This window comes from Acinetobacter sp. CIP 102136, assembly GCF_000369685.1.
Lineage (GTDB): Bacteria > Pseudomonadota > Gammaproteobacteria > Pseudomonadales > Moraxellaceae > Acinetobacter > Acinetobacter fasciculus.
In genome coordinates this window covers 1,107,451-1,122,112 of the sequence record NZ_KB850142.1, presented here as the reverse complement: position 1 = coordinate 1,122,112, position 14,662 = coordinate 1,107,451, and the positions used below count along the sequence as shown (strand labels likewise).

Below are 14,662 nucleotides of genomic sequence, written 5' to 3'. Positions count from 1 at the left end.
TGATCCCTTCCCGAACTCAGAAGTGAAACCTCTTAGCGCTGATGGTAGTGTGGGGTTACCCATGTGAGAGTAAGTCATCGCCAGCTCATTATTCCTAAATCCCCCTCCGCATTAGCAGAGGGGGATTTTTTATGTGTGGTTTTTAGAAATAAGTCTTTTATTTTTGATTCTGATTTCTATATGCATTCATTTCCTATCGAGCTCCACGAACTTATTAATTTAAGTGTATAGAAGTATTTATCTGAAATCTTATTAAAGTCTTTTTAGAAGGATGATTCGCGTTAATATGACTAGTGTTATCCGGTCGATATAGTTTGATCTAAAAGATTTTACAGTTCTATCTTATAAATCCTAAAAAATAAAAAACCAGCGAATCGCTGGTTTTTTATGGCAGGGTATTTTTACCGAACACGCGTATCACAACTGTAGTTAATATTTTCTAAATATGCTTTCATAGCAGAAATTTCAATAGGTATTATTTAATAACTACTAATTATCAAAGCTTTACATCAAATAGCCTAAGCATTATTAATTTAATTAGCTTAAATCAGTAATTATAGAGAGTCTTTCAGCATTTTTTTATGCTGTTTTACTTGTTTGGCATAACGTTTACCTTGTTTACGTATTTTACGATTATTTTCATAACCCGATGGACCTACATTATAATAGGCAAGCGCTTTCTTCCAGTCACCGGATGATTGATTATATTTAGAAAGAATATATGTACCACATTGGATATTACTGCTTTCATTGTATAAATCACCTGGACAAGTTTGTTGCCAATATCTCGGAATCACTTGCATCAAGCCTACCGCACCTGCTGGCGAAGTTGCTTGGCTACGATAAGTAGATTCCTGACGAATCACAGCCGCCACTAGAAGTGGATCTACACCCTGATTTTGTGCATGTTGAACAATTAAAGGTGAAACACGATTAGCTGTACTGGATGGGGTGGAATAAGCAGTTTGAATGCCTTTAGACAGCTTAGCTGCGCGTTTTTCTACCGAGCCTCCGCCCAAGGATGAACAACCCGCAAAAAGAAAAGTGCTCAATAAAATAGAGGAAAATTTAAAAGATTGAGAATGAAATAGTGAACGTTTAGATTTAATTGGATTGAATAAATGAGAAACAAACAAACTGTGAATTCCATGCCTGAATAAACGTATTTCGATGTTAGGCAGCCTATATACAAGAGTCAAGCTTGCTGCTGATGAAAGCACTTTATTAATGTACAAACTTTATCTATCTACTAAAAAATCTCTAAGTTGAAAGATTTTTCAGCATCCAGATTTCACAGGCTTCACTATGTCCGGTATTGCCTTGAGGATGATCAAGATGCTGAAAACCTAATTTTTCATAGAGTTTCACCGCTTGCCAAAGCACTTTAGTTGTTTCTAGATAGACTGACTTAATCTGATGAGCCTGTGCGAATTCAAAAGATAATTCTAAAATTTTCTTGGCAAAACCCTGCTGACGAATTTCAGGTAAAAAGTACATTTTCTGAATTTCTAAAATAGTTGCATCACCTTTTAATAGCGCAACTCCACCACCACCGTAAATTTTATTTTGTTGATCCACAACAATCCAGTAAGCTGATTTCGTTTGCTGATAAACTTGATACAGTTCATCTAAAATAGAATCGCCTACCGCGAAACCAGATTCTGCTGCCAGTCCAAACTCTTGGGAAACACGACGAATAATGCTTGCAATTTGAGCATTATCTTCAGGCTGAATGGGACGAATATAGTACATATTGGTCTGATTTTATTTTGAAAAAACGATGAATTTTTATAACCTTAAATCCTTAAAAAATCCATCGTTTAATCAACTTAAGTAAGCTTAATTCGTTATTTAATGAGCAATCATTATTTTAATTCGCTCGATGATTTCCCTAATTCCCGACGGGCAATAATCAGTTGCTGAATTTGCTGGGTGCCTTCAAAAATATCCAGAATCTTGGAATCACGTGCCCATTTTTCCAAAAGTTCAGTTTCGTTATAACCAGTGGCTGCTGCAAGTTCGACACATTCTAAGGTAATTTCATTACCAATCCGACCGGCCTTGGCTTTGGCAATAGATGCTTCACGTGAATTTGGTTTGTGATTATCGGCCATCCAGGCGGCTTTCAGCATCAGCAAGCGTGCTGCTTCCCATTCAGCTTCCATATGATAGATTTGTGCTGCGATATTAGAGCTTTGTAAATACGGTGTGGCATAAGTGGAGTCCAGCTGATCCTTAAAAATCTCCTTGATGCGTTCCAGCGAGGCTTTCGCACAACCAATCGCCATGGCGGCGACCAGCGGGCGAGTATTATCAAAGGTTTCCATCACGCCAGCAAAGCCTTTAGCAACATCGATTTCTGCATGACCGAGCAGGTTTGCTGCAGGTACTCGACAGTTGATAAAGCTAATCGTGGCAGTATCGGATGATTTAATCCCTAATTTATGTTCCAGTCGTTCAACCTTCATTCCTGGAGTACCTTTGGTCACCACAAATGATTTAATGGCTGATCGTCCCAGCTTTTTATCCAGAGTAGCCCAAACGACCACTGCATCAGCACGATCTCCGGATGTTACAAAAATCTTCTCACCATTCAGAATATAGTCATCACCGTCTTTAGTCGCAGTGGTATGAATCGCCGCAGAGTCTGAACCACAGCCTGACTCGGTAATCGCCATGGCTGCCCAAGTCCCGTGAAAACGCTGTAATTGTTCCTCATTGGCAACGGCTGCAATGGCTGAGTTTCCTAATCCTTGACGTGGCATCGAAAGTAATAAACCAGTATCGCCATAACACATTTCAATAATGCTCAGGGCGGTAGACATATTAATGCCATTTTTATTGCTGCTGTCTGCATCGCCACGTTTATTGACTGCTGCACCTGCATTCATGCCTTCACTACCTTGGTTCATGCCATCCACGACTGAAGCGAGCATGTCTAGCTCTATCGGATAAGCGTGTTCAGCCTTGTCATATTTACGTGAAATAGGGCGCAAAACATTGAGGGCAACTTCATGTGCTTGATCAATCAAAAGCTTGAATTTTTTTGGAGTTTGTAGATTCATTATTGTTCTTCTTTATGTTTTGATCAGACATGCAAGCCAGAATGGAGAATGGCAGTGGCTCTCAGGTCTCTATACCAGCGTTCTACCGGATGTTCTTTGGTGAAACCATGACCACCCAAAATCTGTACACCATCGGTGCCGATTTTCATGGATTTTTCTGCGCAGAGCAGACGGGCCAGATAGGCTTCACGATGAAAGTTTTGTCCCGATTCAGCCAGACTAGCGGCATTCAAGATCAACACTTGCATCGCGTCAATTTCAATGGCCATATCGGCAATCATAAAGGCGACACTCTGACGATGGGAAATCGGTTCGCCAAAAGCGATACGTTCATTGGCGTATTGCACACAATATTTCTTAATGGCTTCACAGGTACCTACTGCCATTGCACACCACATCAAATTGCCCAAATCTACGAATGCACGATAATCAAAATCTTCATCTCCCAGACGCTGTGCTGGAGTATTTTCAAATTTGAGCGTGACTGTTTCTGTGGCCTTTAAACCCATAGCAGGCGACTTTTTCGCAGTGATGGTGCTGTCGCGTTGCACCACAAAGACCTCAGCTCTGCCATCCAGATCAGCACTGACCAGATACAGATCGGCACTTTCTCCCAAGAGCACTAAGGTCTTTTCACCCCGAATCAGATAATGTCCCTGATGTGCAACAGCCTTGGTTTTAAGTTGCTCCGGGTTAAACGCTGCTGTTTCTTCCTGCACCGCAAAGGTAGCCTTTAATTCAGGATTTTCTGCGAAAGTGCCCAGATATTCTGCCTGAATTTGCTCTGAGCCCCAGCGGGTAATGGCGTTAATGACACTAAAAGTCGAAAGTAAGCCAGCGGTCAGGCTGAAATCTCCTTGTGCCAAATGTTGAGCGATTAAAATATTGCTGACAATATCCTGTTCTGATGCAACGCCCCCCAATGCTTCAGGCAGGGCATAGAAATTCAGACCTAAATCAGTGCTGTATTGCCAGAGTTCATGGGGAAATAATTCATGCTGATCTGCATCATGCGCCAAGGGATACAGCACCTCTTGGGCAAATTGCTGCATGGCATCACAGGTCATTTGCTGTTCTTCAGTCAGGTTTAGATTAAATAAGGATTTAGACTGATGCGGCAGACGCTGTTTTTGAATCTTCTGGCCAGATTTCAGGATTTTCTGGGTTTGACTCAGGGTTTTGAATCCTACTTTTGAACTTTGATAAAGTGATTTTTCTACAAATTTCCGCAGCTTTAACTGGTCTAATACTTCGCTACCCGCGATTTTGGTCAGTATGGACAAGCCAAATCCTTGGGCTTTATTCACCATATTATTCATTCTGATTATCCTAAAGGTGTTGTCACGTTATTTTTTTTAATACTGACATGCACTCAGAGATAAAACCATGTCATCCCTGACACGAATGATTGACAATTTTTAGGTTTCGGGGATTGAAGAAATGGAGGAATAAATTAATGAAAAATAAAAGAAAGATAAAAATATAAAAAATCGAATATGTCTAAAAATTGACCCGAATGACAAAATCATCCGGGTCTTTTTGATGCAGATTTTATTTTAAGAAAGATGATGTCTAATCATGGCACGCACATTGGTTTTGGCATCAATCACGGTCATAAAGGTATAGGCACCAATAAATTTACGGCTAATAAACATAAATTCTTTGGGTGGAACACTGAAATAACGTGAAGCCATAGATCTCGATGCCTGTTGCATCACACGGCTATGCAGCTGGCTTTTTTTCCAGTCATAGCGATTATGTTCATCCATGATGCCAGCTGGCAATTCTTGATTATTTAGCGGTGAACTAAACGCTTCGGTGGCCAGTAAAAAGACTTTAGCCATATCCGGTTTGATGCTTTGCGGAATCGAATCAAAAAACTCATAACCAGTCATCGCCTTGACCATCATATCCGAGTCATGATGATAGCCTGCCTGGATCAGGTTACGCGCAACACTGAGCAGATGCTGGTCAAACTGGCGGATCGCGCCAAAGTCGAGCAGAATGATCTTGTCGTGCACATCTGCGCCATTGCCCAGACGAACCAGATAATTACCAAAGTTCGGATCGGTTTGCATCTCGCCCCATTCGAAGATTTCACGCACTGCAATTTCCAGAGACGCTTCACCTAACAGGTTGCGGCGTTCTTGGGGCAGGGATAACATTACCGGGCTATTGATCGGCACACCACGTTCAAAAGTCATGCATAGCACACGATCTGAGCAATATTCATTAATAATGGTTGGGACGATATAACGAGGATCATCTTTTAAACGCGCCGCAAAACGACGCGTGGTATCTGCTTCAATCTGATAATTTACTTCACGGTGCATCATCTCACGGACTTCATCGAACCACTGGTCGAATTCGCGGGTCTGCGGCACGATGCGAGTCAATTTCAGCATGTTTTTAAACAGGCTCATATCCGAATCAATGGCTTCTGCCACACCCGGATACTGAATTTTTAACACCAGTTCCATGCCATCAGATTTTCGGGTAGCGCGATGTACCTGTGCCAAAGAAGCTGTGCCCAAAGGTTCATGATCAATGGTGAGATCGTTGAGTTTTGAACCGAGTTGTCGCTGTAACTGGGTCTTGATGGCTGGCCATGCCAATGCCACCGTCTGATTGTTCAGGGTATTTAGAGCTTGAGTGACTTCTTCTGGCAGAAAATGCTCACCATACAGTGCCATCATCTGGCCAATTTTAACGATAGAACCTTTTAGCTTGCCAATTTCTGCCACCAGATAATCAGCCTGTTCTTTCATGGCTTTTTTACGTTTCTTTTCTTTTTCTTCTTCACTTGAGAACATGGAGCTTGCACTAGAAGCCGCCCAACGCGTGCCTGCCAGCAAGGATGCCTTTGCGATCGATAAGCGTCGATCCATAGAGGAGGTTTTCAGTTGTTTAAGCTTATCGTTCTGATCTGACATGTAAACTCGATCCTTTCATCATCAGCATGAAGCAGAATAAATCATTGTAAGGGATAGTAGCGTTTCTGCACGTATTAAAAAAGTTTAAGCCGCTGAATTCATAGTAAAAGCTAGGCAAGCTTTCATTTATTCACCAACTTGTATCAGTTTAGACAGGGCATTATGCCATTTGAAATTGGATTTTTAATTCGGATCGTTGTTGTAACTGTTGTTTATTTGTTTGAATATGTTGATGAATCAGGCGCTGTACGCTGTCATGCATGAAGCCCAAAGCATAGCCTTTTACAATCACAATACTTGGCAAGCCAAAAAACAGATATTTAGCATCGTCCAATGTCGCATCGGTAAATACGCCATGTTGCACTAAGGTCGACTGCAAAAATACCTTTTCTTGCTGCACCTGACTGGAGGCTTTATCATTCCAGTAATTCTGGCGCATCGCCATAAGATTATTGTGCTTATAGCTCATAGATCTGGGCTCATTTGAAGATTGAATGTGGATTATATGTGGGTCATGTGCCAATTTTCAATTGTGCAACTGTTTAATCTTTCATTCCGAGAAAGGCATAGGATTTTTGTCTGGACTGCGTTAATATCAGTGGATAATTTAAACAATATTGATTGTTAAACATTTATTGGGATTGTACCGGTTTCGGTCAAGGGGAAGTTATGCGTCTTGCATGGTTTTTAGTTGCAATTTTTGCGGGTACTGCGGTTCAGACGCAGGCTGCTATTGGGTATTCCAAGGAATATACACAGTGCATGAATTTTAGTTATGGTAATACACCTAAAGCGGAAAAATGCCTGGAAAAAGAGCTGAAAGTTCACAATAAACGTCTGAAGAAAAACTATAAAACTTATCTTAAATTGAATCCGAATCAAACCGCCGCCATTCGCAGTCAGCATGTATTGTGGGAGCGTAAACTGGCCCAGCAATGTAATTTTAGAATGTCAGGAAAATATGCCAAACAGCAACAAGGGCAATGTATGCTGGCTTTGATTATGGATCAGGCCAATCTTTATCAATCCCGTTCTTATGCGTCCGGTTTTCGATAAGTCGTCATATCATTAACATGGATATTTAACAAAAACACCTCTGAATAAAGTAAACATTTATCGGCATAATCGCTCACAAAAACAGGAGTTTTATAATTTTTGTGAGCGTAGAGAATTCGTGTTTTTCATGCTTTTAGCATTATAAAAGCAGGCAAAACAGGGTATCATAAGGCGTTTAAAAAAATGACCTTGGAGACGCCTTAAGTGGATCGACCGACTATTAGCCCTGAACATATGCAGGAAGCCGCTGAAAATTTAACCACCATTCGTGATTTTATTCGTTTTGGTGTGACAGCATTACGTCAATACGATGCACATTTGGGCCAAGGCACAGAAGATTATTTTGCTGAAAGTTCAGCGCTAGTGTTGCAAACCCTGTCACTAGAATGGAAAGCGGACGCTGAAATTCTAGATGCCAAATTATTGCCAAGTGAAAAAGCCGAATTTTTAAGTCTGCTGGAACGCCGTATTAATGAAAAAGTTCCAACTTCATATTTATTGAATCTGGCTTACTTTGACGGCAAACCCTACTATGTCGATGAGCGTGTGCTGATTCCACGTTCACCGATTGCTGAACTGATTCAGAACCGTTTTGCCCCGTATTTCCTGGGTGAACATGGTCAAATGGGTGAAGCGGTGAATAACTTGCCGGAAAACCCGAATCCAAAAACACCACAACGCATTCTAGATATGTGTACCGGTTCCGGCTGTATCGCAATTGCCTTGGCTTATGCTTTCCCTGAAGCGGAAGTAGATGCGACTGATATTTCGAAAGAAGCCTTGGAAGTTGCGCAAATCAATACTGAGCATCATGACAAGCAATATCAGATCGCTTTGCTTGAATCAGATCTGTTTGAAAAAATTCCAGCTGAAAACCAATACGATTTAATCGTATCTAATCCGCCGTATGTCGATGCGGAAGATATGGCTGATTTGCCTGAGGAATTCCATCATGAGCCTGAGCTTGCACTTGCTGCAGGTCAGGACGGTCTGGATCTGGTGCGTAAAATGCTGGCTCAAGCAGCAGATTATCTGACTGAGAATGGCCTGATCGTGATCGAAGTGGGTAACTCAGAATGGGCGATGCGCCAAAACTTTAATTCGGTTGATTTCTACTGGTTACAATTCCAGAAAGGTGGTACGGGTATCTTTGCATTGACTGCAGAGCAATGTCGTACCTACCGTGATTTATTCATACAGTCTATTCAAGCATAAGGAGTCGTTTGACATGGCAGGTAATAGTATAGGGCAACTGTTCCGTGTAACGACTTGTGGTGAATCTCACGGTGTTGGCCTAATGGCGATCATCGATGGGGTTCCACCCGGCATTGAGCTGACTGAAGCTGATTTGCAAAAGGATCTGGACCGCCGTAAGCCGGGTACATCGAAATTTGCAACCCAACGTAAAGAACCCGATGAAGTAGAAATTATTTCCGGTGTGTTTGAGGGTAAAACCACCGGTACTTCAATTGGTTTGTTAATTCGTAATACGGATCAAAAATCGAAAGACTACGGCAATATTGCGCAGACATTCCGACCGGGTCATGCCGACTATACCTATACCCAAAAGTATGGTTTCCGTGATTACCGTGGTGGAGGCCGTTCAAGTGCGCGTGAAACGGCAATGCGTGTTGCTGCGGGTGCAATTGCCAAGAAATTCCTTTTCGAGAAATTTGGCATTGAGATTCGTGGTCATGTAACCCAGATTGGTACTGAAAAAGCAGAGAAACTGGACTGGAACGAAGTTCCAAACAATCCGTTTTTCTGTGGCGATGTGGATGCAGTACCGCGTTTTGAAGCGCTAGTGACGTCTTTGCGTGAGCAAGGCACCAGTTGTGGCGCTAAACTGGAGATCATTGCATCTAAAGTGCCAGTCGGTTGGGGCGAGCCAGTCTTTGATCGTCTGGATGCTGATATTGCGCATGCCATGATGTCGATTAATGCCGTTAAAGGTGTAGAAATCGGTGATGGTTTTGGCGTTGCTGAACAGTTTGGTCATGAAAGCCGTGATGAACTCACCACAGAAGGCTTCCTGGCCAATCATGCTGGCGGTATTCTAGGCGGTATTTCTAGCGGTCAGGACATTCGTGTTGCGATTGCATTGAAGCCGACTGCATCTATCACCACGCCGGGTAAAACCATCAATATTGAGCGTGAAGATACTGATGTGTTGACCAAAGGCCGTCATGATCCTTGTGTGGGTGTGCGTGCAACCCCGATTGCTGAAGCGATGCTGGCGATAGTACTCATGGATCATTTCATGCGTCACCGTGCGCAAAATGCCGATGTAGTTGCGCCATTTGCACCGATTGAACCTAAATAATTTGCTTTAACTTTAAAGTGAAATTGTTTTAAAGTCAGACTCCGGTCTGACTTTTTTTATTTATAAAATGAATCACTATAAAAATATACGATTGGCAAGCAAAGCTGATATTCAGCAACTTACCATACTGATGAATACAGCTTATCGTACTCGGGGTGGATGGACCACAGAAGAAGGAATGATCCAGGGTGATCGTATTCAAGAACAACAGTTATATGAATTGCTCAATTCAGCAGATTTTCAGCTGTTTGTGTTGGAAATTGAAAATAAGCTTCTTGGTTGTATTGGCGTGAGCTTAGGGCAGCAAGTAGCAGAGATTGGAAGCTTTGCTGTTGCACCTGCTGAGCAAAAATCGGGTTATGGCAAGCAATTATTGGACTTTGCCGAATCCCATATTTTCGAAATATTTAAGAAGAACGTGATTCAGATGTCAGTGTTAAATGTTCGTACTGAACTGTTGGCATATTATCAGCGCCATGGCTATCAGCTGACTGAAAAGATTGAAGCATATCCACTGGGTCAAAAGCTCGGAGAACCTTTGATTCCGTTACATTTACTGATTTTAGAAAAAATCATCAGATCAATATGATTAGTTGGTGAAAATTCAAGCTTTTTACTGCTTAAATTGAGTAGTGGGAAAGCTCCTGAACATGCTAAGTTTTCTGTTTAGTCTAAGTGACTTAAGATTAGGCAGAAAACAGACCAGGATGTCATATGCTGCATATTATTTTAACTTCTTTATTTCCTCTCATCGGACTGATCAGCTTTGGCTATTTACTTAAGCGCAGGCAATGGTTGAGTGATGATTTTTGGCGAGGCGCAGAAAAGTTAAATTATTATGCACTGTTTCCGGTGATGCTGTTTTTAAATCTGGCCACTGCCAAGATTCAAATGGATGTCATTCAGGATGTAGTGCTTGTCGTATTTAGTATAATGGCTGTGGTCAGTATTGCACTGTATATTTTGCGTCATATTTACCAGATATCTTATGCGCGTTTCGGCGTCTATGTTCAGGGCTTGCTGCGCTTTAATACCTATATTGGCCTTGCTGCTGTTAGTGCCTTATTTCATCAGCAAGGTATGACCATCTTCGCGGTGATCATGGTGCTGTGTATTCCTTTGGTGAATATCTTATCGGTGCTGGCATTTACCCGTAGTCACGATATGCAGCTGAAAAAAATCATCCTGGATTTGTCTAAAAATCCATTAATTCTAGGCTGTATTGTGGGTGGTTTATTTAATCTTTCTGGTTTGTCACTCTGGATGGGAGCAGAGCAGTTTCTTAAACAGATTGCACTGTGCAGTTTGCCGCTCGGTTTGATGTGTGTGGGAGCAGCCTTACAGTTTCAGGGTTTTCAGCGTGATGTGTTGCCACTCAGCCTGATAACCTTTGGCCGCCTGTTCGGAATGCCGCTGATTGCATTTTTAGTGTGTAAAATTTTCCAGATTGATGCATTAACTACTCAGGTTTTGGTCTTGTTCTTTGCACTTCCTACCGCCTCAGCTTCGTATGTTTTAACCCGGGTATATGGCGGCGATAGCGAGTTAATGGCCAGTATTATCAGTGTACAAACAGTGGTCGCAGCAGTAAGCTTAGTACTGATGCTTTCTTGGCTTATCTAAAATTCTAAAATGGATAAGGAAAACTCTACATTTTGAATTATTAAAATAGCCTAAGCAAAAAAAAGGTTAAATTTTATTTAAGCGCCAAAATTAAATAAGTTCTGGAATTTTATAAAGGGTAGAACTTACTCGTTTTACTTACGGCAGCAAAATCTAAAAATTTAATATCTAGGCAATATCCTCTATCACACATGTATACTGTTAATTAAAAAAAAGAATCATGGATAAATTCACGTGAATTAACATAAATAAAAACTGTGTTTCTCCTAAAAATGGTATATAAATTGCTCATGATAATAAAACATTATTGCAGGAGAGAAATGCTTCTGCATTCGCCGAAGGAGCAAGGTCCCAGGAAACTCTCAGGCAAAAGGACTGTGATAATGGATAAAAACTCTGGAGAGAAGTGTTCAATCACTCACCGAAGGGGAAGGTGGCCGCATTGATGTGCAATGTATCTACCGAAGCTCTCAGGTACACATGACAGATGGGAAAAGACATCAATATAATCAAGGAGGTGTCTATGCGTCATGTCGTGGTGATTGGGGCCGGTATTACCGGAGTAACCACAGCTTATGAGCTGGCACAATCAGGCTATCAAGTGACTGTGGTTGATCGGCATCTTTATCCGGCAATGGAAACATCCTTTGCCAATGGCGGCCAGCTTTCTGCCTGTAATGCCGAAGTATGGAACCAGAAAGCCACGGTACTCAAAGGCATCAAATGGATGTCACAAAAAACCGCACCACTTTTGCTCAATCCTTCTTTCAGTGTGCATAAATACAGCTGGCTCATGGAATTTCTGGGCAATATCAAACATTATGAAGCCAATACCCGAGAGACTGTACGGCTGGCTTTACTGGCAAGAGCACGCTTATTTGAAATTGCCGAAACAGAAAATATTGATTTCAATTTAGAAAAACGCGGCATTTTACATTTTTATCATAACAAAACGGATTATGATGTTGCGATCAAAGTCAATGATCTGTTGTGTAGCGGTGGTCTGGAGCGCAATGCCATTTCCAATGCAGAAATCAAGCAGATCGAACCTGCATTAACTGGCGATTATTATGCAGGATTTTACTGTCAGAGCGATGCCACCGGGGATATTCATAAATTTAGTACCGGTTTGGCCAAAGCCTGTATGCAAAAAGGCGTGAAATTTGAGTTTGGTCAAGATGTTTTTGTTGTTGATCATCAGGCTCAGAATATTCGGGTTAAATGCAAACCTAGTACTGAAAATGTCCATTCCTCTCTAGAGGATGTTCTGGAAATTAATGCAGATGCCATTGTGGTCTGTGCAGGGGTTGGCAGCTATCAATTGGCTGAAATACTTGGTGAACGAGTCAATGTCTATCCAGTCAAAGGCTACTCGATTACCGTGCAACTGAATGATGAGCAGAGCCAGAACAACGCACCTTGGGTCAGTCTGCTAGATGAAAGTGCGAAAATTGTCTTGTCACGCCTAGGCAAGGATCGTTTGCGTGTTGCAGGAACAGCCGAGTTTAATGGCTATAACCGGGATATTCGTGCTGACCGGATTCAACCTTTAATTGACTGGACCAATCGTAATTTTGACCTGTGTACTGAGCATGTGGTGCCTTGGGCGGGCTTACGCCCAATGATGCCAAATATGATGCCTGTGGTACGCCGTGGCAAACATGAGCGGGTCTTTTACAATACCGGGCATGGTCATCTGGGCTGGACTTTATCAGCTGCAACGGCTGCAATAATCAGTCAGGAAATTGCGCAATACTATCCTGCTTAAATTGATAGCCCGCTTGCGGGCTATTTTTTACACCAAAAATCTCATTTTATATAACGATAAATTATAATATTTTTCAAAATAAATCAATCATATAGTCGATAAATACCGGTAAAACGTTCACAGCCTTTTTGCTGGCTACTGACCGCTAAAATGGCTTTACTATAGTTAAACTCATAGCGGCAGTCATTTTCGTTATCGGTGATCTGGTTTTTTGTCTCAGGCGTAGTATAGGCTAAAAAAGGAATGATCTGTTTCTCGGTCCGGTTATTCGGATTACGATAGGCTAGGCCTTCAATCTTGATCCGGTCTTTGGTCAGTTGATGAATCTTGAGATGTACAGGCTGCTTGGCGATTTGTCCCTGTTCAAACTTAATATAATGCTGGGTCAGACTTTGATTCAGTGAAATATAGACATTTAAATCATCTAAACGCCATTCAAACTGCTGTTTAAAACAGTCTAGCGTTTTGCATTGCTGTAAACGGGTCGCCCATAATTGTTGGCTATCTTGCAATAAGCGCACAGGCGCATCGGTAATCAGAAAAGCAGTAAAGTATTGGTCTGCGAGTTTTGCACGAGATTCAGCCAGCGATGCTGAGCAGACTTTATTCATGGCAGCCGTTTTTTGGCTGTCATCGCTACAGTTTAGTGTGATCGCCGAGCTACCTGTAGAAATCATCCCCAGACCGAGCATCAGGCCAATTATTTTCAACATATTTATATCAGTTTTCAGTAGCATGATCGCTTATACTTTCACTGTGTTACGCTTGGTCTAACTATAGCGAAATAGAAAGCAAGTGTACAAGATTTCAATGGGCTATTTCTAAAGGATGTATAAGGTGATTGCACAAATTCGTATTGGCCAGGGTCTGGATGTGCATGCATTTGAAGAAGGTGATTTTGTCACTCTGGCAGGCATTCAAATTCCGCATACTCACGGTCTGAAAGCACATTCGGATGGTGATGTGGTTCTGCATGCACTCTGTGATGCTTTGTTGGGTGCATTGGCGCTTGGAGATATTGGCCAACATTTTCCGGATACAGATCCTGAGTTTAAAGGTGCAGATAGTCGGGTACTACTCAAGCATGTTTATCAGCTGATTCTGGATCGTGGTTATCGCCTGAATAATGCTGATATTACGGTGGCTTGTGAACGTCCAAAACTGGCTAAGCACAATCTGGCGATGCGTCAAAGTATTGCAGATGTCTTGGATGTTGATGTGACTCAAATCAGTATTAAAGCCACCACCACTGAACAGTTAGGTTTTACCGGTCGTCAGGAAGGCATTATGTCGATGGCAACCGTGTTATTGAGCCATAGTAAATAAAATCAGGCAAAATAATTTGGATTAATTAAGGAAAGTTCCAGTTCCTGCGTTGCTTTACGGCCTTGTAACTGTAGGGCAACTGCATGCATTAAACCAGTCCAGGTTTCATTTGGTTCCCAGATCTGATGCAAGTATTCTTGTGCTGTAGGTAGATCCATATCCATATAGTACTGACGATATAAGTACATCAGACAGCTGACATGGTAGTTTTGCGAACAATGTACCCAGACCATTTGCTCTTTTACCAGATGATCGATCAGATCCAGTACCAGCAGGCATTGATTGTCTGAAGGGGTTTCCCAGGAAATCGGAACCTGAATATAGTTCAGTCCCAGCTCAAGGCAAATTTTATCTTCATGCGGCAGATACTGTTCGCTATCGGTCAACGCCACATTGATGACTGTAGATACACCGTATTCTTTCATCAGCTGTAATTGGGTAGTGGTCGGTTGACCGGAGCTAAACAGATGTTCGTGTATGAACTGAAAATTCTCAATCTGGCTTAATGCCGTTTCAATATCATTCATCAGATAAATTTTCCTTGTTCTAGAAATGCAAACGCCATCTT

15 protein-coding genes and 1 riboswitch are annotated in these 14,662 nt (G+C 41.8%); of the genes, 7 read left to right on the top strand and 8 right to left on the bottom strand.

Annotation, left to right across the window (positions count from 1 at the left end; all coding sequences use genetic code 11):
* Positions 1–554: 554 nt before the first annotated feature.
* From F893_RS10780 to F893_RS10755, 6 genes are all read right to left on the bottom strand, one after another.
* Complete coding sequence (locus F893_RS10780) at positions 555–1,136, bottom strand: lytic transglycosylase domain-containing protein (RefSeq protein ID WP_005252013.1); 582 nt, start codon at positions 1,134–1,136, stop codon at positions 555–557.
* Between the two features lie 124 nt (positions 1,137–1,260).
* A complete protein-coding gene (locus tag F893_RS10775; RefSeq protein ID WP_005252011.1) occupies positions 1,261–1,752 on the bottom strand; it encodes a GNAT family N-acetyltransferase in 492 nt (163 codons plus the stop codon).
* 113 nt (positions 1,753–1,865) lie between these two features.
* Entirely contained in the window at positions 1,866–3,065 is a 1,200-nt protein-coding gene (locus F893_RS10770) for an acyl-CoA dehydrogenase family protein (protein ID WP_005252009.1), read from the bottom strand.
* Between the two features lie 23 nt (positions 3,066–3,088).
* The gene (locus F893_RS10765; protein WP_171066781.1) at positions 3,089–4,375 is read right to left on the bottom strand and encodes an acyl-CoA dehydrogenase family protein; all 1,287 of its coding nucleotides are present in this window, start codon (positions 4,373–4,375) and stop codon (positions 3,089–3,091) included.
* A 246-nt stretch (positions 4,376–4,621) separates the two neighbouring features.
* The gene (locus F893_RS10760; RefSeq protein ID WP_005252006.1) at positions 4,622–5,998 is read right to left on the bottom strand and encodes an ABC1 kinase family protein; all 1,377 of its coding nucleotides are present in this window, start codon (positions 5,996–5,998) and stop codon (positions 4,622–4,624) included.
* A gap of 160 nt (positions 5,999–6,158) precedes the next feature.
* Positions 6,159–6,467 carry a hypothetical protein gene (locus F893_RS10755; protein ID WP_004731213.1) on the bottom strand — a complete coding sequence of 103 codons (309 nt, stop codon included), beginning with the start codon at positions 6,465–6,467 and terminating at the stop codon, positions 6,159–6,161.
* 200 nt (positions 6,468–6,667) lie between these two features.
* Here F893_RS10755 and F893_RS10750 point away from each other — a divergent pair, with 200 nt between their 5' ends.
* From F893_RS10750 to F893_RS10725, 6 genes are all read left to right on the top strand, one after another.
* Positions 6,668–7,054, top strand: a complete 387-nt coding sequence (locus F893_RS10750) for a lysozyme inhibitor LprI family protein (protein WP_005100100.1) — start codon at positions 6,668–6,670, stop codon at positions 7,052–7,054.
* 204 nt (positions 7,055–7,258) lie between these two features.
* The gene (gene prmB / locus F893_RS10745) at positions 7,259–8,269 is read left to right on the top strand and encodes a 50S ribosomal protein L3 N(5)-glutamine methyltransferase (RefSeq protein ID WP_004647103.1); all 1,011 of its coding nucleotides are present in this window, start codon (positions 7,259–7,261) and stop codon (positions 8,267–8,269) included.
* 13 nt (positions 8,270–8,282) lie between these two features.
* Positions 8,283–9,377, top strand: coding sequence for a chorismate synthase (gene aroC / locus F893_RS10740; RefSeq protein WP_004280471.1), 1,095 nt, complete (start codon positions 8,283–8,285; stop codon positions 9,375–9,377).
* A 67-nt stretch (positions 9,378–9,444) separates the two neighbouring features.
* On the top strand, positions 9,445–9,966 hold the full coding sequence (locus F893_RS10735; RefSeq protein WP_005252003.1) for a GNAT family N-acetyltransferase: 522 nt from the start codon (positions 9,445–9,447) through the stop codon (positions 9,964–9,966).
* Between the two features lie 125 nt (positions 9,967–10,091).
* The gene (locus tag F893_RS10730) at positions 10,092–11,000 is read left to right on the top strand and encodes an AEC family transporter (RefSeq protein ID WP_005252001.1); all 909 of its coding nucleotides are present in this window, start codon (positions 10,092–10,094) and stop codon (positions 10,998–11,000) included.
* A gap of 300 nt (positions 11,001–11,300) precedes the next feature.
* A riboswitch (glycine riboswitch) is annotated at positions 11,301–11,388 on the top strand.
* Positions 11,389–11,523: 135 nt separating this feature from the next.
* A complete protein-coding gene (locus F893_RS10725) occupies positions 11,524–12,768 on the top strand; it encodes a D-amino acid dehydrogenase (RefSeq protein ID WP_005251999.1) in 1,245 nt (414 codons plus the stop codon).
* Positions 12,769–12,851: 83 nt separating this feature from the next.
* Here the strand turns inward: F893_RS10725 and F893_RS10720 are convergent, their stop codons facing one another.
* Positions 12,852–13,505 (bottom strand): A1S_1983 family putative colistin resistance protein, encoded by a 654-nt coding sequence (locus tag F893_RS10720; RefSeq protein WP_005100107.1) that lies wholly within the window; start codon positions 13,503–13,505, stop codon positions 12,852–12,854.
* Between the two features lie 100 nt (positions 13,506–13,605).
* On the opposite strand from F893_RS10720, the gene ispF reads away from it, so the two are divergent.
* On the top strand, positions 13,606–14,094 hold the full coding sequence (ispF, locus tag F893_RS10715) for a 2-C-methyl-D-erythritol 2,4-cyclodiphosphate synthase (protein ID WP_005251989.1): 489 nt from the start codon (positions 13,606–13,608) through the stop codon (positions 14,092–14,094).
* A gap of 2 nt (positions 14,095–14,096) precedes the next feature.
* On the opposite strand, the gene F893_RS10710 is transcribed toward ispF, so the two are convergent.
* Positions 14,097–14,621 carry a protein tyrosine phosphatase family protein gene (locus F893_RS10710; protein WP_005251987.1) on the bottom strand — a complete coding sequence of 175 codons (525 nt, stop codon included), beginning with the start codon at positions 14,619–14,621 and terminating at the stop codon, positions 14,097–14,099.
* Positions 14,622–14,662: the final 41 nt, after the last annotated feature.

Excerpts from the sequence above, each read along its gene's own strand:
- F893_RS10755 (WP_004731213.1), bottom strand. The coding sequence starts at position 6,467 with ATGAGCTATAAGCACAATAATCTTATGGCGATGCGCCAGAATTACTGG.
- F893_RS10730 (WP_005252001.1), top strand. The coding sequence starts at position 10,092 with ATGCTGCATATTATTTTAACTTCTTTATTTCCTCTCATCGGACTGATC.
- F893_RS10725 (WP_005251999.1), top strand. The coding sequence starts at position 11,524 with ATGCGTCATGTCGTGGTGATTGGGGCCGGTATTACCGGAGTAACCACA.
- F893_RS10710 (WP_005251987.1), bottom strand. The coding sequence starts at position 14,621 with ATGAATGATATTGAAACGGCATTAAGCCAGATTGAGAATTTTCAGTTC.
- F893_RS10765 (WP_171066781.1), bottom strand. The coding sequence starts at position 4,375 with ATGGTGAATAAAGCCCAAGGATTTGGCTTGTCCATACTGACCAAAATC.
- F893_RS10760 (WP_005252006.1), bottom strand. The coding sequence starts at position 5,998 with ATGTCAGATCAGAACGATAAGCTTAAACAACTGAAAACCTCCTCTATG.
- F893_RS10770 (WP_005252009.1), bottom strand. The coding sequence starts at position 3,065 with ATGAATCTACAAACTCCAAAAAAATTCAAGCTTTTGATTGATCAAGCA.
- F893_RS10720 (WP_005100107.1), bottom strand. The coding sequence starts at position 13,505 with ATGCTACTGAAAACTGATATAAATATGTTGAAAATAATTGGCCTGATG.
- F893_RS10775 (WP_005252011.1), bottom strand. The coding sequence starts at position 1,752 with ATGTACTATATTCGTCCCATTCAGCCTGAAGATAATGCTCAAATTGCA.
- aroC (WP_004280471.1), top strand. The coding sequence starts at position 8,283 with ATGGCAGGTAATAGTATAGGGCAACTGTTCCGTGTAACGACTTGTGGT.
- F893_RS10735 (WP_005252003.1), top strand. The coding sequence starts at position 9,445 with ATGAATCACTATAAAAATATACGATTGGCAAGCAAAGCTGATATTCAG.
- F893_RS10750 (WP_005100100.1), top strand. The coding sequence starts at position 6,668 with ATGCGTCTTGCATGGTTTTTAGTTGCAATTTTTGCGGGTACTGCGGTT.